The organism is Prochlorococcus sp. MIT 1318 (genome assembly GCF_047304505.1).
Taxonomy (GTDB): Bacteria; Cyanobacteriota; Cyanobacteriia; order PCC-6307; family Cyanobiaceae; genus Prochlorococcus; species Prochlorococcus marinus_D.
The window spans coordinates 410,204-433,241 of record NZ_CP138958.1; the positions used below are offsets into that span (position 1 = coordinate 410,204).

At 51.2% G+C, this 23,038-nt stretch carries 24 protein-coding genes; 12 read left to right on the plus strand and 12 right to left on the minus strand.

Going from position 1 to position 23,038, the window contains the following annotated elements:
- Positions 1 to 3: 3 nt before the first annotated feature.
- Positions 4 to 978, minus strand: a complete 975-nt coding sequence (menA, locus tag SIB66_RS02240) for a 2-carboxy-1,4-naphthoquinone phytyltransferase (protein WP_063407451.1) — start codon at positions 976 to 978, stop codon at positions 4 to 6.
- 71 nt (positions 979 to 1,049) lie between these two features.
- On the opposite strand from menA, the gene SIB66_RS02245 reads away from it, so the two are divergent.
- The gene (locus SIB66_RS02245) at positions 1,050 to 2,471 is read left to right on the plus strand and encodes an isochorismate synthase MenF (protein WP_063407452.1); all 1,422 of its coding nucleotides are present in this window, start codon (positions 1,050 to 1,052) and stop codon (positions 2,469 to 2,471) included.
- Here SIB66_RS02245 and gshB read toward each other — a convergent pair.
- On the minus strand, positions 2,435 to 3,361 hold the full coding sequence (gene gshB / locus SIB66_RS02250) for a glutathione synthase (RefSeq protein WP_236070434.1): 927 nt from the start codon (positions 3,359 to 3,361) through the stop codon (positions 2,435 to 2,437). The genes SIB66_RS02245 and gshB overlap by 37 nt on opposite strands.
- A 4-nt stretch (positions 3,362 to 3,365) precedes the next feature.
- A complete protein-coding gene (gene grxC / locus SIB66_RS02255) occupies positions 3,366 to 3,629 on the minus strand; it encodes a glutaredoxin 3 (RefSeq protein ID WP_063407454.1) in 264 nt (87 codons plus the stop codon).
- A gap of 80 nt (positions 3,630 to 3,709) precedes the next feature.
- On the opposite strand from grxC, the gene prfB reads away from it, so the two are divergent.
- From prfB to SIB66_RS02285, 6 genes are all read left to right on the plus strand, one after another.
- Positions 3,710 to 4,838 (plus strand): peptide chain release factor 2 gene (gene prfB, locus SIB66_RS02260; protein ID WP_236070395.1). Its coding sequence is split into 2 segments (ribosomal slippage): positions 3,710 to 3,784 and positions 3,786 to 4,838, totalling 1,128 coding nucleotides; the frame shifts between segments, so codons are not numbered across the junction.
- A 12-nt stretch (positions 4,839 to 4,850) separates the two neighbouring features.
- Positions 4,851 to 5,042, plus strand: a complete 192-nt coding sequence (locus SIB66_RS02265) for a DUF3285 domain-containing protein (protein ID WP_011131429.1) — start codon at positions 4,851 to 4,853, stop codon at positions 5,040 to 5,042.
- A 7-nt stretch (positions 5,043 to 5,049) separates the two neighbouring features.
- Positions 5,050 to 5,607 (plus strand): rRNA maturation RNase YbeY, encoded by a 558-nt coding sequence (ybeY, locus tag SIB66_RS02270; protein ID WP_063407457.1) that lies wholly within the window; start codon positions 5,050 to 5,052, stop codon positions 5,605 to 5,607.
- Between the two features lie 24 nt (positions 5,608 to 5,631).
- Positions 5,632 to 6,090 (plus strand): diacylglycerol kinase family protein, encoded by a 459-nt coding sequence (locus tag SIB66_RS02275; RefSeq protein WP_063407458.1) that lies wholly within the window; start codon positions 5,632 to 5,634, stop codon positions 6,088 to 6,090.
- Positions 6,091 to 6,104: 14 nt separating this feature from the next.
- Positions 6,105 to 6,713: an anthranilate synthase component II gene (locus SIB66_RS02280; RefSeq protein ID WP_063407459.1), complete on the plus strand. Its 609-nt coding sequence runs from the start codon at positions 6,105 to 6,107 to the stop codon at positions 6,711 to 6,713.
- 26 nt (positions 6,714 to 6,739) lie between these two features.
- Positions 6,740 to 7,477, plus strand: a complete 738-nt coding sequence (locus SIB66_RS02285; protein ID WP_063407460.1) for an MBL fold metallo-hydrolase — start codon at positions 6,740 to 6,742, stop codon at positions 7,475 to 7,477.
- Positions 7,478 to 7,525: 48 nt separating this feature from the next.
- Here the strand turns inward: SIB66_RS02285 and SIB66_RS02290 are convergent, their stop codons facing one another.
- Both SIB66_RS02290 and argS read right to left on the minus strand, forming a co-directional pair.
- Positions 7,526 to 8,665 carry a pyridoxal phosphate-dependent aminotransferase gene (locus SIB66_RS02290; protein WP_063407461.1) on the minus strand — a complete coding sequence of 380 codons (1,140 nt, stop codon included), beginning with the start codon at positions 8,663 to 8,665 and terminating at the stop codon, positions 7,526 to 7,528.
- Positions 8,665 to 10,476, minus strand: a complete 1,812-nt coding sequence (argS, locus tag SIB66_RS02295) for an arginine--tRNA ligase (RefSeq protein ID WP_063421980.1) — start codon at positions 10,474 to 10,476, stop codon at positions 8,665 to 8,667. Before argS ends, SIB66_RS02290 begins: the two co-directional genes overlap by 1 nt.
- Positions 10,477 to 10,819: 343 nt before the next feature.
- Between argS and SIB66_RS02300 the strand changes: the two genes are divergently transcribed.
- The gene (locus SIB66_RS02300) at positions 10,820 to 11,599 is read left to right on the plus strand and encodes a transposase (protein WP_063421978.1); all 780 of its coding nucleotides are present in this window, start codon (positions 10,820 to 10,822) and stop codon (positions 11,597 to 11,599) included.
- A gap of 217 nt (positions 11,600 to 11,816) precedes the next feature.
- On the opposite strand, the gene SIB66_RS02305 is transcribed toward SIB66_RS02300, so the two are convergent.
- From SIB66_RS02305 to mnmE, 5 genes are all read right to left on the minus strand, one after another.
- Positions 11,817 to 12,044 carry a hypothetical protein gene (locus SIB66_RS02305; protein WP_063407463.1) on the minus strand — a complete coding sequence of 76 codons (228 nt, stop codon included), beginning with the start codon at positions 12,042 to 12,044 and terminating at the stop codon, positions 11,817 to 11,819.
- Between the two features lie 186 nt (positions 12,045 to 12,230).
- Positions 12,231 to 13,256: a hypothetical protein gene (locus tag SIB66_RS02310; protein ID WP_063421891.1), complete on the minus strand. Its 1,026-nt coding sequence runs from the start codon at positions 13,254 to 13,256 to the stop codon at positions 12,231 to 12,233.
- Positions 13,257 to 13,620: 364 nt separating this feature from the next.
- A complete protein-coding gene (locus SIB66_RS02315; RefSeq protein ID WP_236073834.1) occupies positions 13,621 to 14,760 on the minus strand; it encodes an inverse autotransporter beta domain-containing protein in 1,140 nt (379 codons plus the stop codon).
- A gap of 120 nt (positions 14,761 to 14,880) precedes the next feature.
- Positions 14,881 to 15,774: a carboxylating nicotinate-nucleotide diphosphorylase gene (gene nadC, locus SIB66_RS02320; RefSeq protein WP_063407465.1), complete on the minus strand. Its 894-nt coding sequence runs from the start codon at positions 15,772 to 15,774 to the stop codon at positions 14,881 to 14,883.
- Between the two features lie 97 nt (positions 15,775 to 15,871).
- On the minus strand, positions 15,872 to 17,284 hold the full coding sequence (mnmE, locus tag SIB66_RS02325; protein WP_063407466.1) for a tRNA uridine-5-carboxymethylaminomethyl(34) synthesis GTPase MnmE: 1,413 nt from the start codon (positions 17,282 to 17,284) through the stop codon (positions 15,872 to 15,874).
- 65 nt (positions 17,285 to 17,349) lie between these two features.
- Between mnmE and SIB66_RS02330 the strand changes: the two genes are divergently transcribed.
- Entirely contained in the window at positions 17,350 to 17,853 is a 504-nt protein-coding gene (locus SIB66_RS02330) for a DUF2062 domain-containing protein (RefSeq protein ID WP_063407467.1), read from the plus strand.
- Positions 17,854 to 18,122: 269 nt separating this feature from the next.
- Complete coding sequence (locus SIB66_RS02335; RefSeq protein ID WP_063407469.1) at positions 18,123 to 18,314, plus strand: hypothetical protein; 192 nt, start codon at positions 18,123 to 18,125, stop codon at positions 18,312 to 18,314.
- Between the two features lie 404 nt (positions 18,315 to 18,718).
- Here the strand turns inward: SIB66_RS02335 and SIB66_RS02340 are convergent, their stop codons facing one another.
- The gene (locus tag SIB66_RS02340; RefSeq protein WP_236070397.1) at positions 18,719 to 19,123 is read right to left on the minus strand and encodes a Paralytic/GBP/PSP peptide; all 405 of its coding nucleotides are present in this window, start codon (positions 19,121 to 19,123) and stop codon (positions 18,719 to 18,721) included.
- Positions 19,124 to 20,282: 1,159 nt separating this feature from the next.
- Here SIB66_RS02340 and SIB66_RS02345 point away from each other — a divergent pair.
- The gene (locus tag SIB66_RS02345; RefSeq protein WP_236070398.1) at positions 20,283 to 20,426 is read left to right on the plus strand and encodes a hypothetical protein; all 144 of its coding nucleotides are present in this window, start codon (positions 20,283 to 20,285) and stop codon (positions 20,424 to 20,426) included.
- A 798-nt stretch (positions 20,427 to 21,224) separates the two neighbouring features.
- Here SIB66_RS02345 and SIB66_RS02350 read toward each other — a convergent pair.
- Positions 21,225 to 21,395: a hypothetical protein gene (locus SIB66_RS02350; protein ID WP_236073832.1), complete on the minus strand. Its 171-nt coding sequence runs from the start codon at positions 21,393 to 21,395 to the stop codon at positions 21,225 to 21,227.
- A gap of 308 nt (positions 21,396 to 21,703) precedes the next feature.
- Between SIB66_RS02350 and SIB66_RS02355 the strand changes: the two genes are divergently transcribed.
- A complete protein-coding gene (locus SIB66_RS02355; protein WP_063407472.1) occupies positions 21,704 to 22,825 on the plus strand; it encodes a mechanosensitive ion channel family protein in 1,122 nt (373 codons plus the stop codon).
- Positions 22,826 to 23,038 lie beyond the last annotated feature (213 nt).

A 23,038-nucleotide genomic window follows, 5' to 3' on the forward strand; every position in this document is an offset into this window, starting at 1 on the left:
AACTCAGCCTGCGCTAGACATCGCAAAGCCCAAGCAAGGCGCTAGCGCTAGGCCCAAGCTCAACCCCAAGCCATTGAGAGCCTGAAAGCGCAATGCCAAAAACTTGCTGCCACGAATCTTCTCTGGCTGATCATGGTGATGGCGAAGCAAACGGATCAGCGCTGCTCCTGCAGGCAATCCCAAGCCGCCAAGCAGAGCTGTCAGCGGCCAATCTCCCTGCAGCACAGGGATCCACTCCAGAGCAAACACAAGCGAAAGAATCCAGGGCACCAAAGCCGCCGCACGAGCTGTGCCCAAGCGCACCACCGGCGATCGTTTGCCAAAAGCCGCATCCTCAGCGACTTGATGAAAATGAGAGCAAAAGAGCACCAAGGTTGTCGCTAAGGCCGGACCACTCCCCAGGGTGAACGCCGTTGCCCATGGAATAACTGATCCATCACCGTTGAGCGGTGCTAACGCCAACAAGGCAGCGGCAGTAGCGAAAGGGCCAAAAGCCAACCAACACAGCGGCTCACCGAGGCCTATGTAGCCCCAACGAAAGGGCGGCCCCTGGTAGAGGTATCCCAAACCACAACTCACCAGCACCAAAAAGAGCACAGCAGCACGACTGCGCAAAGCCAACACCAACATCAACAACAAGCCCAGCACGAGCGCTAAGTGGGCAAAACGGCGCACAGGTCTCCGATGACCCAGCAGCGCAACCACCGAATGCAACTTGGTGAAGCTGTCCACGCCGGTATCTGCATCAAAGAGGTCGTTGCTGAGGTTTTCCCAAAGCAAAAGCAGCACAGCCGCAACCAAAAAGCCAAGCAGTTGATCAAGACGCACTGCTTCGCCTGCCCCCACCCGCCAACCTGCCGCCAGCAACGCCGGCATCACTGCCACGGAGTACATCGGCCACTTGATTGCGGCTTTCCAAAGAGCTCGCCTTGTGGAGGCCTTGGCGTAAAGGGATGCAACATCCTGCTGGTCTGGCATGGGAAAGAAGCCTGGAAACCAGGGAAAGGCCCATACATTTGAGCAGCACCCGCGCTCAACTCCGATCCCGGATGACAGCTGACCGTAGTTTCAGCAACCTTTTAACTGCCGCATCCCGGGGCTGGTGCGAGCGAAAGGGCGATGAAGGTGTCCTCAGCCTGGCCCTGCCTCTCGACGAGGTGGATCCCCTGTACCACCTGCCCTTACTGGCCGATGAGCATCCCTTCCAGTTTCTCTGGGATAGTGCACCAGGCCTTTGCTTTGCAGCAGCAGGTCAGTGCCAAAGCCTTGATCTTGCAGGCCCCAGACGCTTTGAGCTGGCCCAACGATTCAGCGATACAACCCTGGCACGCCTCACAGACGCGACGCCCAACGCCCCTGCCCAGGCTCGAGCCAAAATCCTGCTGGCCTTTTCCTTTTTCGACCATCCCGCAGAACGACAACGCAGCCAGATCCACACCAGTGCAGTTCAAGCGGTACTGCCGCGCTGGCAACTCAGCCGCCAGGGTCGACACGGTTGGCTGCGTCTCAATGGCGTGATCACCCAGCAAGCAGAAGCGCGGGACCTAGCAGAACAGCTTTGGCTGATGGCGGAAAACCTGCTCGACCCCAATCACAATTCAAAAGATTTCTGGCCCAGCAGCGTCCGCGGCACCACTGAACTCCAGCCCTGGCAGGAGTGTTACAGACCAGCTCTCAAACGCGGACTGGATTTAGTGAGCAGCGGTGAGCTCAACAAATTGGTGCTGGCTGTGCGCCAATCCATTCAGCTCCAAGCACCCTTAAACCCGCTGCCAGTACTGGCCAAGCTACGTCAACAACAATCAGGTAGCTGCCGCTTCTTATGGCGAAGAAGCCACGAGGATGCCTTCTTTGGAGCTTCGCCTGAACGTCTACTCAGCCTGCAAGGGAATCAGCTACGCACCGACGCTCTGGCCGGCACTGCTGATCGCAATGACGATGGACAGGGCCTACTCCGCTCGGAAAAGGACCGTCGCGAGCATGAACTTGTCGTTGCCTCAATTACCAGTCAACTGTTCAATCAAGGACTGACCCCAAGGCGACCACGGAATCCCCAGCTCGCTCGTCATGGCCAACTGGTGCATCTGCATACACCGATTACAGCCAAGGCCATGGGTCACACATCCCTCAATCTGGCCAAAATTCTCCATCCAACACCGGCGGTAGCGGGTCTGCCTTGCCGGGAGGCGATGGCCTGGCTGCGCACATTGGAACCTTTTGAACGTGGCAGCTATGCGGCGCCGATTGGCTGGATCGACAGCCAAGGCGACACGGAACTGCGCGTAGCCATCCGTTGTGGCCACGCCAGAGGTTCAGTGCTTGATCTCACTGCTGGAGCTGGTTTGGTCCGAGGGTCTGTGGTCGAACGTGAATTACAAGAAGTTGGCATGAAGCTGTCTGTACTGGCCGACCAACTCGATCTGGATGCTAAGGATCAACCAAGACTGACCAGCAAGCGGGCAATCACTTGATCAGCCAGGGGAACCCCCTTGAGGCGCTCAACCTCTCTAATTCCAGTAGGACTGGTGACATTGATCTCACTCAGCAGGCCATCAATCACATCAATTCCCACAAAAAACAAACCCTGCTCTCTCAAAACGGGTGCCAATTCTGCACAGATCTGCAATTCACGACTGTCTAGCTCTGTGGGTTCAGGGCGACCACCCATGGCAAGGTTGCTACGAAAATCTCCAGCCTTAGGACGACGGTTCACTGCACCAAGAGGCTCTCCATCCACCAACAGGATGCGCTTGTCTCCTTCAATGACAGCCGGCAAAAACCGCTGAACCATCACCGGTAGCTGCTCCTGATCTGTGACCAACTCAAGTAAGGCCTCAAGTCCGGGAGCGGCACCAACAACTCGCACCAGCCCCTGACCAGCTCGACCCGCTAAAGGTTTGAGCACTACCTCTTCTTGCTCGCGGGCAAAGGCCGCAAGCTCACTGACCCGACTGGCCACAAGCGTGGGAGCCATCAGGCTGTTGAAGCGCAGCGCACCGAGCTTTTCATTCCAGGCCCGCAGCGCCGCTGGCCTATTGAGCACGCACACACCAGCCCGCTCTGCCAGCTCGAGCAAATGGGTGGCATAGAGATAGCCCTCATCGACCGGGGGATCCTTACGCATCCAAATACAGGCGAAGTCCTTTAGAGGAAGGCTCCGGGGCTCACCAGTGCTAATCCAAGGCTCAGGCACCACAGGAATGGCAATCGCAGAGAGCTGATCTCCACGAGCCTGAAGATCAGCGGGTGTACAAGCCCAAACCTCAATCGATGCCCGTTGGGCCGCCTGCATCAACGCAGCTGAGGAATCCTTGGCAGGTTGAATGGACTGCAGGGGATCCAAGACGAACAGCTGTCGCATGGCGTCAGCCCTTGCCTTGGAGCAAACCATCAAGTTTTTGAGCCCCCTCAAGGGCATGCAACTCATCGCAGCCACCGATGCTCAGATCATCGATAAAGATCTGGGGCAACGTGTTTTTTCCCCCAGCCCGGCTCGCCATCGCTGCGCGGGCTTCCTGGTCGCCATCGATGGCGTGCTCCTGGTAACTCACCCCTTTGCGATCCAAGAGAGCCTTGGCCCGCAGGCAGAATGGGCATGACTGCCAGGTATAGATCTCAACCTTGGCCATGGCACTGTGATGACGTCACCGAGATCCTATGCAGGCTGGCCCCGCTGATAGCGTCAGATCTCTGGACTCAAGCACCAACGTTGCTGGACCTCACCGACTTCAAACGCGATCTTTCTGAGCTCACCGACCGCCTGGGCCAAGCCCAGGACTGTCTTTGACGTCCCTGCTCTAAACGCTCGCCAACAAGATCTCGAGCAACTCGCTGCTCAACCAGATTTCTGGAACGACCAGCAAAACGCCCAGAAGCAGATGCGTCAGCTGGACGAAGTCAAAGCCCAGCTGGTGCAAATCACGCTCTGGCGCAGTGCCGTCAATGATGCCCAGGCAACCTTAGAGCTCTACGACCTCGAGCCAGACGACGAGATGCTCAGCGAAGCCCAATCGGGGCTGAAACAGCTGCGCCAAGGCCTTGATCGCTGGGAGCTCGAACGACTACTTAGCGGCGAGTACGACAAGGAAGGAGCCGTGCTCTCAATTAACGCTGGGGCTGGTGGCACAGATGCTCAAGACTGGGCTCAGATGCTGCTCAGGATGTACACCCGCTGGGCAGAGGATCACGACATGAAAGTGACCGTAGACGAGCTTTCCGAAGGGGAAGAGGCGGGAATTAAAAGCGCCACGGTAGAGATTGAAGGCCGCTATGCCTACGGCTACCTGCGTAATGAAAAGGGCACCCACCGCTTGGTGAGAATCTCTCCTTTTAACGCCAATGGCAAGCGCCAAACAAGCTTTGCAGGCGTGGAGATCATGCCAAAAATCGATCAGGAAGTAGAGCTCGATATCCCCGAAAAAGATCTAGAAGTCACCACCAGCCGCTCCGGGGGCGCCGGTGGCCAAAACGTCAACAAGGTGGAGACAGCCGTACGCATTCTGCATATCCCAACAGGCTTAGCGGTGCGCTGTACGCAAGAGCGCTCACAACTACAAAACAAAGAGAAGGCGTTGGCTCTTCTGAAAGCCAAGCTGATGGTGATCGCCCAGGAGCAGCGTGCTGCCGAGATCGCTGACATCCGCGGCGATATCGTTGAAGCTGCCTGGGGAAATCAGATCCGCAACTATGTCTTCCATCCCTACCAAATGGTGAAAGACCTGCGCACAGCAGAAGAAACCACAGACGTGCAAGCGGTGATGAATGGTGATTTAGACCGATTCATTCAGACCCTGCTACGTCAGGGTGTCGATCGTCCAGGCAGTGATATGGATCATTAAATCAGACATGCAATGACGACAGATCCAAGCTCCAAGGAGCCTCCATCACAAGCAACACCACCGCCAAGCTTCGTGAAACTGGCGATGCGCAACATGGTGCGCAAAGGTGGACAGAGCCTGTGGCACTTCGGACTGACCGCCTTTGGCGTTGTGGGGTTCATCCTGATGATCGCCTGGCTAGGCAGGCCCACACTTCCCCATTGATGCGCGCATGAGCGCACTTCAAACCTCTCCGATCAACCTCGATCTGGCCTTTCATCCCGCCAACGATGATGCCTTGACGAGCTTGGTTGATGCAGACACAAAGCGCCGCCTCACTCACGCAAGTCCCTGGCAGCAAGACCTCTCAGCCTGGATTGAAAGCGTCCGTCGTGACCCAACCCTGACCTGTCCTGAGATTGTGCGCCTCAGCCCAATGCTCAGCCTGGGACTTCAACTCACGGATGACGCCACCATCACTGAACTGAATCACGCTTGGCGTCAACGATCTGAAACGACTGACGTCCTCTCCTTCCCAGCACTGGATAACAGCCTCGTCCTACCAACAGACACTTGCGTCGAACTGGGCGACATTGTCGTCTCAGTGCAAACAGCACAACGCCAAGCCAAACAACACAGCCATGAACTTGGCTTAGAACTCCGCTGGCTGGTAAGCCATGGCCTTCTGCATCTACTGGGCTGGGACCACCCAACAGATCAGAGCCTGAAAACGATGCTGAGCTACCAGGAGCAACTTCTCAGCATCAACGGTAAGGTTCATCACCACTAGTGATGCAATCCAAGAGATCACTACATGCTCCCTCAGACCAACAATTTGTTGTCCGAAGAGATCACCCCACTATCCAGCCAAGGGCATCAAGCTGCCCGGCGGGGAGCCTGGCGAATTGCAGCAGACCTACCAAGCAGCTTTCGCTACGCAGCCCAAGGTCTGGCCTATGGCATCGTCAGTCAGCGCAACTTCCGCATCCATGTCGTGATCGGCGCCGTCGTTTTCGGTTTGGGGCTCTGGCTGCAACTGAATCTCAACGATCTAGCCGTATTGGTTCTCACGGTGGCGGCAGTGCTTGTCTTGGAGTTGCTCAATACATCCATCGAAGCTGTGGTGGACCTAGCAATCGGTCGCCGCTTTCACCCCCTTGCCCGCATCGCCAAAGACACTGCTGCTGCTGCTGTGATGGTTGCCGCCATTAGCTCTCTACTGATTGCCCTGCTGCTGCTGCTCCCTCCTCTACGTATCCGCCTAGGGCTCTGACGCCCTGCAGCCCCATGCTCCTAATTATCGACAACTACGACAGCTTCACCTTCAACCTGGTGCAGTATTTAGGGGAACTGGCCGCAAAGCATCCTGTCGCTGCTGATCTACGGGTTGAGCGCAACGATGCTCTCTGCCTAAGCCAAATTAGGGAGCTAGATCCCGCCGCCATCCTGCTCTCACCAGGCCCAGGCAATCCTGATCAATCCGGAGTTTGCCTAGAGGTGCTGACCGAGCTGGCTCCCACAATCCCCACCCTCGGGGTGTGCCTAGGGCATCAAGCCCTAGCTCAAGCCTACGGAGGCAAGGTGGTGCAAGCTCATGAACTGATGCATGGCAAAACCTCGCCTGTGCTGCACAACGGCGAAGGGCTGTTTAAAGACTTACCGCTACCACTCACTGCTACCAGATATCACAGCCTGATTGCAGAGCGAGAGAGCCTGCCGGACTGCCTAGAAGTCACCGCATGGCTAGAGGACGGAACAATCATGGGCCTACGTCATCGAACACACACCCATCTACAAGGAGTGCAGTTCCATCCCGAAAGTGTGCTCACTGAAGCCGGCCATCAACTGCTTACCAACTTTTTGCGTCTGACAGAACCAAACGAAAAGCACTGCTAACTTCCATACCCTAATCACTTCCACTCATGCCTTCCCGCTTCAAGGTTCTGAAGCCGCGCAGCCTATCCGCCGCAACAGCAGTGGGTTTGATGCTGTCTACGGCATCCTCAGTGATGGCCGGTGGGGTCACAATCACCAGTTATGGCCACAGTGCCCTGCTGATCCAAGGTGGTGGGCAATCGGTGTTGCTCAACCCATTCAAGGCCGTGGGCTGCGCCGCAGGCCTCCGCGAGCCTCGCGTCAATGCCACTGTGATCCTTGCCAGCTCTGAGCTCGCTGATGAAGGGGCTCGAGTCGCGAGTGGTCGCTTTCTCGTGCAGCCAGGCTCATACCGCATTGGCGGCTTAAACCTGGAGGGATTTGCGGCTCCCCATGACCGTCTTGGCGGGCGCCGTTTCGGCCAAGCCACCCTATGGCGCTGGCAACAAGGTGGGCTGCAGTTTGCTCACCTGGGCGGCAGCGCTGCCTCGTTATCGGGAGAAGACAAAGTTCTACTTGGACGTCCCGACGTCTTGATCATCGGCGTAGGGGGTGGCGCCAAGGTCTATGACGGCGCTGAAGCAGCACGCGTCGTCAATGCACTCAATCCACGCCGAGTCATCCCAGTGCAATACGTGAGTGGTGCAGCTCCAAGCGACTGCGATCAAACAGGGGTGCAACCATTCCTTGATGCAATGGCAGGTACACCGGTCAAGCAGACAGGAACGACTATCAGCCTGCCGAGTGAGCTGGGCGATGGACCCGTCATTGAGGTGATGCGCTAAAGCGCATCCACAGCCTGAGTGAGTCGATCAGCATGTCTTGCCGGTCACTCAGGCTGCAAGAGACTCAACAGCGGCAAAGGCTTGCCAAAATTGCTGCATTTGCTCAATCGTGCCGATGCTGACGCGCAAGGATCCATCAATCAGGGGTTTGCCAGTCATCAGCCGAACCAAGAGGCCCCGCTTGCGTAAGGCTGCTTCCACCTCTGCTGGTTGCTGCTGCGGCCAGATCAACAGGTAATTCCCTCCATCGAGGTGGTAACGCACACCAGAAGCATCAAGGCGGCTTCTGAGCCACTCACGCGCCTTCAACACATCAGCCACGTAGGCATCCACGTAAGCCTGATCATCAAGAGCCGCGAAAGCTGCTGTTACCGCAAAGCTATTGATGTCATAAGGCCCAGTCACACGACTGACGCGATCGATGACATCAGCAGAGCCGATCGCGAACCCCATGCGAAGACCAGCCAAACCTGCGGTTTTGGCCAGCGAACGCAACACCAACAAATTTGGGGTGGCAGTGAAGTCTGCGAGAGGCATCACGCTGTCACCTGTGAACGCCTCATAGAGCTCATCGACTACCACCAAACTTTCAGGCGCCGCAACAGCCAACTCCAGGATTTGCTCAGGCGCCAAGCGAGTGCCAGTGGGATTGTTGGGATTGCAAAGCAACAGCAGCCTCGGCCGCTTCTGCTGCAAAAGCGTGCGGATCACCTGCAGAGGGAAGCGAAAATCGCTGCCTTCATAGGGAATCGCCAAAATCTCCATCCCCTGCATCTGGGCACAGGGCGTGTAGTAGCCAAAGGTAGGGCTCGTTGTCAGTAAGCGATCACCACGATCGCCATAGGCATGAAAGATGGCGTGAATCGCTGCATCAACGCCGTTAAATAAGCCAATCTGACTAGGGCTAAGGGGCTGGGTCAGCCCTAGTCGGCCCTGATCACGATTGCTCAAATTGGCCACCACCGCTTCTCGCAACCCGTCGTACTCCGGATAAACGGCGATCTGATCAGCAGGAATCGCTCGCAACGCCTCGAGTACACGAGGGCTTGGGCCGATCGTATTTTCATTAAAATCAAGGCGCAGCAATCCACGGCGACCCTCGAGCGGAGCGCTATAGGCCTTCAGACACTCCACTTCCAACCGAGGAGCGGGGGCACCAGAACTCATTCGTGCAGGTGAAGACCCCATCACATCCGCTCCAGCGTGGGAATACCCAACAACGACAGTCCTAGTTTTAGGGTATCTGCCGTGAGCCGGCAGAGCGCTAGACGACAGCTACGAGAGGGCTGCTCAGCTTTCAACACCGGCACCTGATCGTAAAAGCGATTAAACACCTGACTGAGCTCAAACAGATAGGTGCAGAGACGATTGGGTAACAACTCCTCCTCAACTTCGGCGATCACTGCATCAAACTTGAGTAACTCCCGCACTAAAAACCATTCCTGCGTTTCACTGAACTGAAGCTCAGCCATAGTGACATCAAGATCGCCCCCCTTGCGCGCAATGCCGGCGATACGAACAACGGCATAAAGCAGATAGGGAGCTGTATTGCCCTGCAGAGCAAGCATGCGATCAAAACTGAACTGGTAGTTGGTGATTCGGTTCTGGCTGAGATCGGCATACTTCACTGCTGCCAGCCCCACCGTGGTGGCCACCTGCTCTATAAAGGAGTCCTGCTCCACACGACCCTCCTCCTGCAGCCGGCGGCGCAGATCAGACTCAGCGCGCTCGACAGCCTCATCGAGTAACTCGCGCAGACGAACAGTGTCACCAGCACGCGTTTTAAGCTTCTTGCCATCTTCCCCCTGAACCAGGCCAAAAGGCACGTGCTGGAGACGTCCAGCATCAGGGATCCAGCCTGCGCGCTGAGCAACCTGAAAGACACCAGCGAAATGATTGGCCTGGCCAGCATCGGTCACGTAAATCACACGCCGAGCGCCATCACCTTGGGGAGGAGCAGCAAAGCGATAGCGCATGGCTGCCAGATCGGTGGTGGCGTAATTGAAGCCACCATCACTCTTCTGAACAATCACAGGCAGAGGTTTACCGTCCTTACCCGTAACACCCTCAAGGAAGACACACTGAGCACCGTCATCGCTAACGAGCAAGCCGGAGACATTCAGATCCCCAACGACGCTCTCGAGATAGGCGTTATAAAACGATTCGCCGCGCTCGTTGAGACGAACATCAAGCCGGTCGTAGATCTTTTGAAATTCACGGCGCGACTGATCACAAAGCAAACCCCAGGCCTTAAGTGATAAAGGATCACCCCCTTGCAATTTCACCACCTCTTCTCGAGAGGTGGTCTGAAAAGCCTCATCATCATCGAAGCGTTGCTTCGCCTGGCGATAAAACACCACAAGATCGCCAAGATCAACAGCATCAGCTGTTTCCAGAGCCTCTGGTGCTACTTGCTTCAAGTGGGTAATCAACATCCCAAACTGCGTACCCCAATCGCCTACATGGTTAAGACGCAGCACGGGGTGTCCACAAAACTCCAACACCCGAGCAAGGGAATCGCCAATGATCGTGGAACGCAAGTGACCCACATGCATCTCCTTGGCGATGTTGGGGCTGGAGAAATCCACCACCACTGGAGTGGGCTGTTGCCCATCGTTATCGGCCTCCACCAGCGGCACGCCCAGACGAGCATCAGCCAGCCTTGCCTGCACTTCAGCAGCCAGGCATTCGGGCCTCACGGTGAGATTAATGAAACCTGGCCCAGCAATTTCTGGCGTCAAGCAAATGGCAGTGAATGCCGTATCGACCATCAGCTGGTCGACAATCGCTGCAGCAATTTGACGCGGAGGCTGCTTGAGCGGCTTAGCGAGGGGTAAGGCAGCATTGGCCTGAAAATCACCAAATTCAGGCTTGCTGGCTGGGGCCAATTGTGGATCCAAGCCAGTGCCACTCACACGTGCTGAGGCTGCGGCTTCAGGAAAGGCACGGTCGATCGCCGCACGCAGTTGACTCTCCAGAGCGTGGGCAAGGCTGAGCATGAACTCCGAGGCGAAATGGGCCTGCAATCACCCTGATCATCACTGACCACGATGCCGGCAATCAGCAAGCCTGGTTCAGCACTGTTCTCAAGCAATCACCAACAACACTGCGCGCTGATCTTTTGAACAGTGAACGGGCATCAGGACGTGCTTGGCTCGCTAAACCTGAAAGCTTCCTTCTCCTTCTAGGTTCTCGGCTCAATAAAAGCTGGATAACCAGAGCCCATGCACTAATCATTTCGTTCTCGTAATTCGCTATTGATTGTTCCCTTGCTGATGATTGTGCGCTGATGCCGTCAGCACATGGCTCGGACGAGTTCCTGCCGATAACTGGGTACTACGCATGGCTCGAGCCAAACGCTTACTGCCGTCTGGGTGCCGTTTCCATATCACGCTGCGATGCAATAGCCGGCAGTTCTTGATTGCCAAAGCCCTTAGGCGGGATGTCCTACTGGCAGTACTTAAAAAGGCCAAGCAGAAATTTGCCGTGAAGGTTTATGGGCTCTGCCTGATGGCTAACCACCTTCACTTGCTGCTTAAGCCAACCGATGCCAAGGAGCTTCCCAGGTTGATGCATTGGGTCGCTTGGTACTCCGCCATGGCTCTAAACCGCTTGAGCGGGCGTTGTGGGCACTTTTGGGAGGCAAGGTATTTCTCAACGCCGATCCACCCCAAAGATCACCGGCGAATGCTGAATACCTTGAGGTCTATCCATGCCAATCCCAAAGCAGCAGGGGTCAGGAAAGGATTCTTTGATCCCTACTCCAACTATGGCCACTACAGCAGGTTGCAATCAGATGGCATCAGCGAATGGAGCCCTGACTTTTTAAAGCTCTCGGCAACACTGGATGGTTGTGCCAGGCGCTATGAGCGTTTCTGCCAGCGCTATCGCCATCACGGCAAAGCTGGTCCCAAGTGCCACTGGGGTAGTCGCATGCTCAAACGGCTAGTCAGTCATTCAAGAACTAGAAGCAAGCAGAAGAAGGTTTCACCAGACCAACAACGATTGCCATGGGATTGGGATGTAAGGCTTAATCAAGTCCCCGAGGATTGGCATCAGGATGCGGTGAAGTTCCGCAGGGCCAATGGAATCAGAGATGGTGATATTCAGTTCAGATTCTGAGAGTGAGCTGAGGAGATATAGGTATTGATTAGAGCCCAGAAGTTGATGGTTAGCTTTTTAGTGGCACTTAACTATTCTCAGAGCAGGCTTCTATCAACTAAACGTCTTTACGCGTAGCTTGTTAGCAAGAAGGTGCCAGATATTAAAGGCTGATTCAAGTCTTAATTGCATAGCGATTAGTCAGCAATTGCTTCTACTATGTTTGCTTAGGTGTAGGCTACTTTATCTTTTTCCCGGTATCACTCAACGTTTTTAAACTGCCCAACATCTTATTACGTATCATTTCTTTCCTCCTTGCTTCTGCCAATTCTGGCGGACAGTAACTTCTGTCTCCACTCGCGATGTAGGAATCATTCCCTGTTAGTTTGCCTTTTCCGCTGCCGGATACTGCCGCCAGTGCAACCTCATTCAGCTCAACTTCATCAAACTCGTTGTCTTCATCCAATTAACGCAAGTATGACTTCACCTCTTCAGCAGTGAAGCTGACATTGCTCTCTCTGGCAATAGCAATCATCTTCTCAATATCAGAATCTAGATCTTGTACTGACAATGAACTGTCAATTCATATGGATCCAGTCGTAAAATTATGCTGGCCCCTTTCGGTTGAAATTGCAACGAACATCAATTTTGTCTAATATACCTTTCGGTTGAAATCGCAACGAACATCAGTTTTGCTGGCCAGACCACCTAATTGAATAATCTTAGTGCATAGGTTGTCCTTCGCCATTTTGTCGTGCACCCTTACATCCCGATTGGCTGGGGTTGTAGATAACGCTTGAATTACAGGCATCACTGCTGGCTCACTCTTGCTTGGTGCTCCATAGCCATTGCTGCCAAAACGATATTTAATGTCTGCTGTAAAGCGTGTATCAAAAGCCTCGTCGTAGGAGAGGTTTGCACCAAGAGTTAAACCATTGCTGATGTTGTAAGCCAGCCTTCCTTTAACACCAGAACCATCAGCATCATCGAGATCGCCTTGCTGGTAGTAATAACCAACAGAAGCATTGAAATCTGGTGTGATGCTGTAGCCAACATCTAATCCGTAGGTATCAAGAGCACCACCGTCGTAATGGCTGTTCAGCCTGTGTTCGACATCACCAATGGGAACCAATGCATAGGCATTGAAGTTCCAAGTGTCTGAGACTGCTTCTAACCCTGCAGCAACCTGAGAGAAGAAGACATCACGCTTATCAAAAACATTGACGCTGGTATCAGCATCACCTGTATTCATGGGTCGGCTGTCATAGCCAGCATTCACTCCATACATCCAAGAGCGATCACCATTCAGCCAGCGGTAACCAAGCCTTGTTGAAGTGCTGATCGTGGTACCCGTAACTTCAGTATTGAGGATGCTGCTGTAGCCATCAAAATCAGCAAAGTTGGCATTGGCTAAAGCATCAATAAACCAAACGCTGTTCTCGCCAACAGCAATTGGCAGGAAGGCTCCTATGCCTGCTTGATTGGGTGTGCCTGCTCCTTGCAGTGCGCCTTGAAAACCCCAGTTGAACTGCACAGCGTCTTTTAGGTTGATCTCCATCACGCCCAGGTCTGCTGCACTACCATCCTCTTGAGCACTGACAGGCTGGATTGGAGCGCTAGCCAAGGCAAGAGCAGTAGCACTCGCTATCGATAGAGGAAGGCGGAGGGAAAGATGCACTTAGCCAAGGTAAAAATATTTAAACCAGCATAATTAAAATCAAATAGTTTTACCAATCCAATACATAATTTGAAGCAACTGATCTCAACAGGCCAATAGCAACGGATCTAGGACTGGGATGTACTGCTCAATCAAATGCCAACGAAATGGTATCAAGTTCCTGTCAAATTAAGGAATGCCATTGGAATGCAGTGATGGTGATATTGGCTTACAAAGAGGCCGATGAGACTTACTTTTTGCCTGAACGAAGTTGTTCTTTATATATTTAAAAAATTATTAGCTGTTTTTTTGAGTTTCAAGCAAGTGACATCTAGCCTGCTTTCGATCAGTCATAAGCTTTTGTAAATAACTTTTTGGGCATGAATTAGCATGATTTTTTGTCCTTGCTACATCTATCAGCTGCATCTCTCCATGACTCGCCAATCTCGCATTGGAAACCAGTAGGATAGAGCCATGGTTCCATTGAAATGACGGTTGCAGTGCACATGCATCTATTATAATTATCTTGCCCTTCCCTTGTTGTTATATTCCATTTCTCAATAACACCCCGTAAAGAGCAGTATTCAAACGCACCAGCATCATGAATTCTTATATCTCGATTGGCTGGTGTTGCAGATAGTGCTTGTATTACAGGCATCACATCTGATTCTTTCTTATTTGGTGCGCCATAACTATTACTGCCAAAGCGATATTTAATGTCGGCAGTAAAGCGTGTATCAAAGGCTTCGTCGTAAGAAAGATTGGCACCAAGCGTTAAACCATTGCTGATGTTGTACGCCAGTCTTCCATTAACACCAGAACTATCAGCCTCATCGAGATCACCTTGCTGGTAGTAATAGCCACAGGAGGCAGTGAGATTGGGTGTGATGTTGTAGCCAACATCTAAGCCAAAGGTATCTAAAGCACCACCCATGTAAAAGCTGTTCAAGCGTTGCTCCGTATCACCAATAGGAAGCAGTGCATAAGCATTGAAGTTCCATGTATCTGATACAGCTTCTACACCTGCTGCGATTTGCTGGAAGAAGGCACTTTCCTTGTTCCAAACAGTGATACCAGTATCAGCATCACCTGTATTCATCGGCCGGCTGTCATAGCCAGCATTGATGCCATACATCCAGCTGCGATCACCATTGAGCCAGCGGTAACCAAGCCTTGTTGAAGTGCTGATCGTGGTACCCGCAACCTCTGTGTTGATGATGCTGCTGTAGCCATCACGATCAGCGAAGTTGGCATTGGCTAAAGCATCGATAAACCAAACGCTGTTCTCACCAACGGCAATCGGTAGGAAGGCTCCAATACCGGCTTGATTGGGTGTGCCTGCTCCTTGCAGTGCGCCTTGAAAACCCCAGTTGAACTGCACAGCGTCTTTTAGGTTGATCTCCATCACCCCCAGATCTGCGGCATTGCCATCGTCTTGAGCAACACCAGGCAGGATTGAAGAACCAGCTAAGGAAAGAGCAGTAGCACTCGCTATCGATAGAGGAAGACGAAGGGAACGCAGCACGTCGATTGACCAATCTATCAACCAATTTTGCTTTAAAAACTGAGTTGCAAAGACAAGCTGAAGTCAGTCCTTGAGTTGGCATGAAGAATTGGTGTTCAATCCGAACAACCTCAATAACAATTAAGCAGGCTTCGTTGGTTCAAACCGCATGCTGATATCAAGCCAGGAACTGCGTGTCACCGGAGAACTCGTCGAGATCAAATCAATTCCCGTTGCCGCGTAGGCATGCAACTGGCCAGGGACCACACCAGACGCCTCCAGAACCACAGACCCTTCAGCTCGCTGCTCTGCCAATAGACGCAAACGAGGCACCAAGTCTTGCAACTGAGCAGGGGAAAATTCATCCAACAGCACACCATTGGCTCCAGCCCGAATCGCCTCATCAGCCTGGTCGGCAGTTTCAGCTTCAACGATCACTTGAGCTGGCCATGGTGCGCTTGTGCGAACAGCGGCGACAGCTGCAGCCATGCCGCCAGCCCAAGCCAAGTGGTTCTCCTTGAGCATGGCGGCATCATCCAAACCACAACGGTGATTGACTCCCCCGCCACAGCGAACGGCGTACTTCTCCAACACACGTAGCCCAGGAGTGGTCTTACGGGTGTCAGCCAAGCGCACAGACGACCCACGCAACTGATCCACGAGTGCGGCAGTTGCGGTTGCCACGCCAGACAATCGCATCGCCAAATTCAGTGCTGTGCGCTCAACAGCCGCCAACGCTGAGGCCTGCCCCTCAAGCCGCAGTAAGTCTTGGCCAACTGAAACTGAAGCCCCTTCATTGACGAGAAGCTGCACCCTGGCCTTTGGATCAAGCGCATGCAGCAATGGCTCAACGAACACTCCACCACAAAACAGACCAGCGGCTTTTGCTCGCCAACACGCACGACCATGACAACCACGCAAAGCAGGAGCGGTGAGATCACCACGACCGAGATCTTCTGCCAACCAGCTCTCAAGCCTGCTTCGCAGTTCTGGAGTCAAGGTCAGCGAAGGTGAAGAGACTGGCATAGAAAACATCTTGCAAACAAAAATACAATCTTTCGAGGAGTGATTAACTAGGCAGAAAAAAGCATTTTGGCACTATGAATTAACAATAGTGAGTTTCCATTGACGCCTACTTGCCAATACAAAAACGCGAAAAGATTCGATCAAGCACAGCTTCTGTGATCTCCTCGCCAGTAATTTCCCCCAAACTGCTGATCGCTTGCCGCAGATCAATGGTCCAGAAATCCCAGGGCAACTTGTGCTCTGCAGCTTCCTGACTACGGTCCAAGGCCATAGCCGCGGCGAGGGCTAAGTCACGCTGACGTTGATTGAGAGCAACCACCAACCCTTGCGCTTCGCTGGCCCCACAAGTCTTCAAAACAGCCTCAATCAAGGCCTCTTCTCCTTGCCCAGTGAGTGCACTCAACATCACATCCGGGGTCTTGGCATCAACCTCATTGCTCAGCGAATCAACCATCAGCGAAGCAGCCATCGAGGCAGGCTGAAGATCAGCTTTATTACCCACAAGAAGCCTTGGCAGATCATCTGGGATCTGAGCGAGCAACGCCGCATCGTCGGCTGTCCATCCCAGGCTGAGATCAAACACCAACAACACCACATCAGCTGCAGCGAGAGCCTGATGGCTACGGTCTATCCCAAGTTGCTCCAGCGCATCCTGCGTGGCGCGAATGCCTGCGGTGTCTACCAAGGTGATCGGCACACCCTCCAGCACAATCTCGCTCTCTAAGACATCCCTGGTCGTACCAGGAAGATCCGTCACGATCGCCCGCTCCCGGCGGCTGAGGCGATTCAACAGGGAACTCTTACCAACATTAGGGCGACCAACCAGAGCCACCTGTAGCCCCTGACGCAGCACATCACCACGCTTGGCATCTTCAACAAGCTGTTCGAGCTCTCGCCGCACGCACTGCAACTCAACCAACAGCTCAGCACCATCAAGAGGAGGGAGATCCTCCTCAAAATCAACCCTGGCCTCCAGCTCACTGAGCTGATCCAACAACCTTTCCCGCAGGGAGGTGATGCGGCGCTGAATGCCTCCATCGACTCCCGTCATCGCCAACTGGGCTGCTCGACGACTACGCGCCGCCACAAGTTCACTGATCGCCTCCGCCTGGGTGAGGTCAAGCCGGCCGTTGAGCACCGCCCGCTGGCTGAACTCTCCAGGTAGTGCCCGACGCACATGCGGCTGAGCCAACACACGCTCAAGCACCCGCTGAACAGCTATCAATCCACCATGACAGTGGATCTCCAAAACATCCTCGCCAGTGAAACTGCGTGGCCCCTTCATCAGCAACACAACAACTTCATCGATCCGTTCCTTGCCGCTCTCATCCATCACATGGCCATACAACACACGATGACTAACCCAAAGTTGTTGCCCCGGGACAGACACCACACTCCGCCCAACGACCTCAGCCGCAGGCCCAGAAAGCCGCACCACAGCAATACCCCCTTGGCCTAGTGCCACCGCTGTTGCCACTGCGGCAATCGTTTGTTGATGCGAGATAGAAGAAGACATCATCACTGGTACCTTCAGCCCTTCCTACGATCAACGCCACCCTGCAGCACCATTGCTTCGGTCTGGCCATGATCCAGCAAACCCTCCAGGGCATCAGCAGGCGACTGCGCCGCTGGCTTGTTTGGCTCTGGCAGCAAGAAGGAACACCCGGGCAACGGGCACGAGGAGTCGCAGCGGGAGTGTTCAGCGGCTGCTTCCCTTTCTTCGGTTTACAGACACTGCTGGGTGTCGCCTTGGCCAGTATGGTGCGCGGCAACCATGTACTGGCAGCTATAGGCACCTGGATCAGTAACCCGATCACCTATTTGCCGCTCTATTGGTTCAATTATCAAGTTGGCTGTTACCTGATTGGCCAAGGGCAAAATGACTTTGACCTCACTCAACTCAAGGACCAAGATCTTTGGACTCAAGGCTTGGCCTTCAGCACTCGCCTTTTACTTGGATCAAGCTTGGTAGGAGCAATCGCAGCTCTAGTAACAAGCTGTGTTGTCTATGGATTGCTCAAAGGGCCAAGAGCATCAAGAAAGCGACAGCAGATTTATCGCCGGCGAAGCCAAAGCCAACATGATTAAACCGAAATTAGACTACTTAGACTGAGATCTAATGAATGGCTATCCTCTTAGGAATCAAACGAAAGGCCTGCATTGAATGTCATAAATGATGGGGGTGTCGAGAGTTGGCCAAATAGCTGTAATTATAAAAGATTTAAGTTTATCGCCTTAAAATCACAACATCTAGCTACAGTTAATTTGATCAAAGAGGTTGATGGAGCCATCTTCTCCGACCTTGAGTTGGTGAATCTCACGATCCAGACTATCAAGTAAAGGAGCTAAGTTAGCTCATGGCTCCACTACCCCCGCAACTGATACGCCGTGCACTTCTTCTCGACGTGGTGCTGGCGTTGGTCTTGCTCAGCCTCTCTTTATTTGCCGAAGAACAGATCTGGCGTTTGATCTGGGGTTGCGGCGCCTTGCTCGCAGTGGTCGATGCCCTTGTCGCCAATCGATTCCTTGACGAAGAAGACCTAGACTGAGGAAAATAACTACGATTTTCTGTATTAAAACTCTTACTTGATAAAATCTCTATGGAGATAAGTTTATTTTTTATAAATATGGACTTTAATAGAAAAATTGCAAGTGTGCAAATAATCAGCTCATTGATAACCTCAACGCCTGGGCCAGGACAAGACAACAGAATTGATACTAATTCTAGTATTCACTCGATGATGGCAATATAAAGTGCAACAATATAGACACTAAACAAAGAATCAACCCCCAGGAGATAGACATAGAAGGTGAAAGAGTCAATCCATTAATGCTTGAATTAGTGGGGCTTAGATAAATTTAACCCAAGACCTTAGCCATCGATTAGATGTAGGCATCTTATTTACAGCCGTTACTTGATATTAATCCTAGCAACTACAACCTTTTTCTAATGCTAGCGTTCTATCAACAGTGATGCAGTATTGAACTCATTGTATTCACCATCAGTCCAGCTATATGCGACGTCCGAGTCCACCTGCTTCACCTTCATGCTCTTACGATCTGTCTTGAGAACCTGTCCTCTAGCCCTGAAATTTCCTTTTATACCATCCTTATTGACCTGAACATATATTGCCCCTACTTCAAAGCCCCTATCACTGCAAAATATTTCATCAAAACAAGTATGTACTGTAACTGCATATTCATCAGATACAAAGCCAGCCCCAGCAGCGTAAGTATTTGAACATCTCCAACTGCCACCAGTTATCAAACCTGACTTTGCACCAGAGGCTAAATTTTCCTTCCATCCAATAGCTTCAAATGCTGCACAACCAACTTCAGCCCTTAAAGGAAGCGTCAAGCCGGCACAGCACACCGTCACCACTGCTACGAAGTTAGCCTGGGGCAAAACATGAAATGTGTTCAGGTGTAGGCGCAAGAGCAGTATTGGCTGGCTATAGATGCTCCAATGACCAAGATAAGACAAACCTTTTGCTTGGCAGAAGTTTATCCTTCTAACCTTAATAGATGGGCAACAATGCGAAATTTGCGATCAATAGATCAAAACATTTGCCATTGCCAATCAAGACTTTATTAGCAGTCAACACATTTCTATTTACTGCTGACCGGGTATGACGAAAGCAATTGATTGAAGATGGTGGTTTTGAAAGTCAACACTCATCACGATCAATGCTGAGGATTCTCGCTTCACTCAGGCTAATTAGCAGGCCATCAAGGATCGAATTGATTGAATAAAAGCAGCTGGTATCGTAGCAATAGAGGCTTTTGAGTTCTACATTAAAACGATACCTATTAAGAGACAAGAATTATTTAGCTCAGAATTGCGCGGCGCTTGATTGCAAGAAAGCCACCAAATGCAATAGGCATAAGAGCTACCAGTACTGCAATTGCCAGGATAGTAAGAAGTGAAAGAGTTGGCATCGCCTTAGTAAAAGTTACATGCCTGTTTTAATCGAATGTCAAGGTTTAAACATGAGGGTTTGCGTCATGTTGCATCAGCAACATACATTCTTCTATCTGAGCATTTCATAAAATTTATATTATTACAAAACATTCACAATGTCAAGCGGAACAAATACTCACAGCCGTCTTCTCTATCATTTTATCCACCATATCTGCAGAGGCTCAATCGACATCCTCACCCTTTAAGCAAGCTTGTTCAATAACTTTTACCAGTTAGCCAACGATTCGTATCCTCTGCAGGTGGATGTCAGACGCTAACAGGGGCAACGCAAGCACTGGCACAAAGTACGAAGTCAACGGACTCTCTCCGGAGTGGCGTGCTGATCCTAAGAGCATCAACAGTAAGCCTTATATGCTCAACAAATTCAAAACAAATGTCTGGCAGCTGTGCTTCAGTCTCTTATTATTTTGTTTATATCCATGGTGCCTGCTTCAATTTAGATATTTATCATGTTTCTCATGGGAATTGCATTAAGAAGGGCTAGCATCTAAGCTACAAAGACCTCAAGACTACCACTAATGGATCGGAAGCCAACATGAGTAGCAGTGCGAAAGAGCTCGATCAGCGCATTGATCGTCTTCAGAAAGAATTAGCATTGGCCGAACAAGAAAGAGATATTCTCCGTGCGACTATGATGCAGAAAAAGATTCTCATGAAACTCCTTAAAGAGAATCCTTAGAAGCGGTGTTATAGCTAAGTCGCATATGGAGTTGTTTATATTTTCCCAGAGAAACAAGCTCTCATATACATTTAAACTAATGATCAAATTCATTTGGGCTGCTTGGAGATTAAGCATTGAAATAGCCAAATATGAATCTAGGCAGCAATCAAGTAGGGTCATCTGGATAGCAACAACATTATTTCACAGATCTCCGTCAACTTGCTTTCAAGGGTAAGCCTCAGATAACGCTGACTACAATCAGGTTGTTTTCATTAAAAGTAGCAAGCCAATCGCACCTTCACCACTAATTAGGATGGGGGATGGGGCACAAGTCTTTGTCGCGCTCGTTTTGCTTTGATTCCTATTAAGCTAGATACCACAAAAGAGCAATCTCCGATGGCTGTCAAGTACACCTTTGAATCTCAGACGGAGATTTATTACATGTTGAAGGCCTTAAACCAGACTCAATGGTGTGTTGAGAATGGATTGCTTGAAATGGACAGGAAGTCACTCAAAAGTTTTCAGAAATTACGCAAGAAGTTTGCAGACTTCGCATTAGCAAATCCATAGCCGAGATCTTCATTGGCAGATTTGCTTGTATTTCTTGTACCGACAAGGCTTCTTTGACTTAACTTAAGCTGACTGGTTATGATCGGAACTAATCTCAGGTTAAGCTGACTGGCTAATTCTTGTTTACTAGCGATCCCGCCAGGCTTGAGGCATTTGCATCAAAAGGTGATTGCTTGGGTATTAATTAGTTTTTTTGGACTTGATTAAGAATGCCCTCAATCATCTCAGAAAAAAGCTGATCCTTGTCTAAATCAAGTTATTTGTGGTGAAAGCCGTCACCTCTAGTAAAAAGAGCACCGTAAACTTGCTTAAAGGAATGCTGACTCCATAACCAACAGCAATCTGCTCGTCTTCGGCAGATGAGCAAGAATCAATCAAATTCTTTGCTGCAACTGAAGAGATAGGCCTCAGCGACACGGTTTCTCTTCAGGGTGGAATCAGCATTGGCAGCAGTGACTGTGAGCCTTCTTGCTCTCATTGATCTAGTTTTCTGCCTCTACATGTTCTGCAATCGTCTGGAAGATTGCTGCATCTGATTCACTGAGAGACAGTGCATCTATGTCTTGTAGATCAACTGGTAGACACCCCACTCCTTGATCAGACCATTTTCTTAAGAGAGGCTTATCTTGCTCTTGATCAATTGTGTCTGCTGTGATGAAGGCAGTTTTATCTCTACCCTGATTGAACTTTCCTCAGTAAGATTTGCTCAAACCTGATCAAGCCGCATGCCCAATACGCAACAAGAGCTGCTCAACAAAATCGATTTTTTTCAGAGTCAAGAAGGGATCCTGGTCGGAACTGTCTTCTTAGCTGTTCTTTGGTTGATACTCGTTCTATTGGATAAGTACGGAAGGCGATTTGGCCCTCTGGTAGCGAGATCCATCCGAAGGCCCTTATTGCTTGGCTTTGGGTCAGCTCTGTATTTGGGTTGGCTGTTACATCTCTTGGAACTGCAAGCTAAGGCCTTGTTGCCGATTAAAAGTTCAGCAATCTCAACTGCTCTGGTGGTGATCGCTCTGGGCTGGGCCACGATCAATCTCGGCCGGGTACTGCTCTTGCAATCGAATCGCATTCAACGCTGGCTGAAGGTAGAAGATCCCAGAGATGAAGCTATGTTGACCGCCTTATTGGATCGGGTTTTCACCATTGGAGTCATTGTTTTAACTATCGCGGCCCTGATGGTGACTTTTGGGGTATCTACCGCAGCAGTAGGCGCTTTGCTTGGTGGAGCAGGCATTGGCCTCGGCTTTGGGACACAGCAAATATCTCAGAATTTCCTATCAGGATTCATGCTCTTTTTTACTCGTCCGTTCTCAGAAGGTGACTGGATTAGCACCTCACACTTTGATGATGGAACAGTTGAGAAAATTGGCTGGTATCACACCCGCATTCGCACCTTTGATCGTCGACCACTCTATATACCAAATTCGATCTTTGCAACTACTCCGATTGAAAATCCTGGACGAATGTATAATAGAAGAATCAAGGCCAGCATTAGTCTTCGCTACGAAGATCTGCCCCGTATCGAGACAATTACCAATAGTGTTAGAAGTCTGCTGGTAAACCATCCAGACATAGATCAAAAACAGAGCATCTTGGTGAATTTCAACGAATGGGATAGCTCCTCGATTAACATGATGGTGTATTGCTTTACTAAAACAACTGTTTGGAAAGACTGGCTAGATATTCAACAGGAGGTCTTCCTCCAGATTGCAGACATTGTTCAGAAAGCTGGTGGTGATTTTGCGTTCAATTGCACAACCCTCTATCCGGCGCCAAACCTGAACGATGACAATCCAATTAGTCGCTTTGGTGAAGATCTAAAATCGAACAGATCGCTGCAGTAAACAAGGCCCGAATTTATAATGAATGTGTAGAGATAAGTCGAATGGTTCCTCACAATTGATCTGGGCTGAAAAATAGCCTGCAATTCTATTTAATTTAGAAGAATAATTTTCATCTGAATTTTCTATATTGGATGCAAGGCATGCAGAAATCGAATGAACATGGCATGATTCACATCTATCAACAACAGAGATTAGGCTTGGGGTTTATAGTTT

Coding starts and splice junctions, on each gene's coding strand:
- SIB66_RS02265 (WP_011131429.1), top strand. CDS start 4,851: ATGACGACAGATCCAAGCTCCAAGGAGCCTCCATCACAAGCAACACCA.
- grxC (WP_063407454.1), bottom strand. CDS start 3,629: ATGGCCAAGGTTGAGATCTATACCTGGCAGTCATGCCCATTCTGCCTG.
- SIB66_RS02345 (WP_236070398.1), top strand. CDS start 20,283: ATGAGTAGCAGTGCGAAAGAGCTCGATCAGCGCATTGATCGTCTTCAG.
- SIB66_RS02300 (WP_063421978.1), top strand. CDS start 10,820: ATGGCTCGAGCCAAACGCTTACTGCCGTCTGGGTGCCGTTTCCATATC.
- argS (WP_063421980.1), bottom strand. CDS start 10,476: ATGCTCAGCCTTGCCCACGCTCTGGAGAGTCAACTGCGTGCGGCGATC.
- SIB66_RS02335 (WP_063407469.1), top strand. CDS start 18,123: ATGGCTCCACTACCCCCGCAACTGATACGCCGTGCACTTCTTCTCGAC.
- SIB66_RS02275 (WP_063407458.1), top strand. CDS start 5,632: ATGCTCCCTCAGACCAACAATTTGTTGTCCGAAGAGATCACCCCACTA.
- SIB66_RS02285 (WP_063407460.1), top strand. CDS start 6,740: ATGCCTTCCCGCTTCAAGGTTCTGAAGCCGCGCAGCCTATCCGCCGCA.
- mnmE (WP_063407466.1), bottom strand. CDS start 17,284: ATGATGTCTTCTTCTATCTCGCATCAACAAACGATTGCCGCAGTGGCA.
- SIB66_RS02245 (WP_063407452.1), top strand. CDS start 1,050: ATGACAGCTGACCGTAGTTTCAGCAACCTTTTAACTGCCGCATCCCGG.
- SIB66_RS02280 (WP_063407459.1), top strand. CDS start 6,105: ATGCTCCTAATTATCGACAACTACGACAGCTTCACCTTCAACCTGGTG.
- SIB66_RS02355 (WP_063407472.1), top strand. CDS start 21,704: ATGCCCAATACGCAACAAGAGCTGCTCAACAAAATCGATTTTTTTCAG.
- SIB66_RS02330 (WP_063407467.1), top strand. CDS start 17,350: ATGATCCAGCAAACCCTCCAGGGCATCAGCAGGCGACTGCGCCGCTGG.
- menA (WP_063407451.1), bottom strand. CDS start 978: ATGCCAGACCAGCAGGATGTTGCATCCCTTTACGCCAAGGCCTCCACA.
- gshB (WP_236070434.1), bottom strand. CDS start 3,361: ATGCGACAGCTGTTCGTCTTGGATCCCCTGCAGTCCATTCAACCTGCC.
- nadC (WP_063407465.1), bottom strand. CDS start 15,774: ATGTTTTCTATGCCAGTCTCTTCACCTTCGCTGACCTTGACTCCAGAA.
- SIB66_RS02290 (WP_063407461.1), bottom strand. CDS start 8,665: ATGGGGTCTTCACCTGCACGAATGAGTTCTGGTGCCCCCGCTCCTCGG.
- ybeY (WP_063407457.1), top strand. CDS start 5,050: ATGAGCGCACTTCAAACCTCTCCGATCAACCTCGATCTGGCCTTTCAT.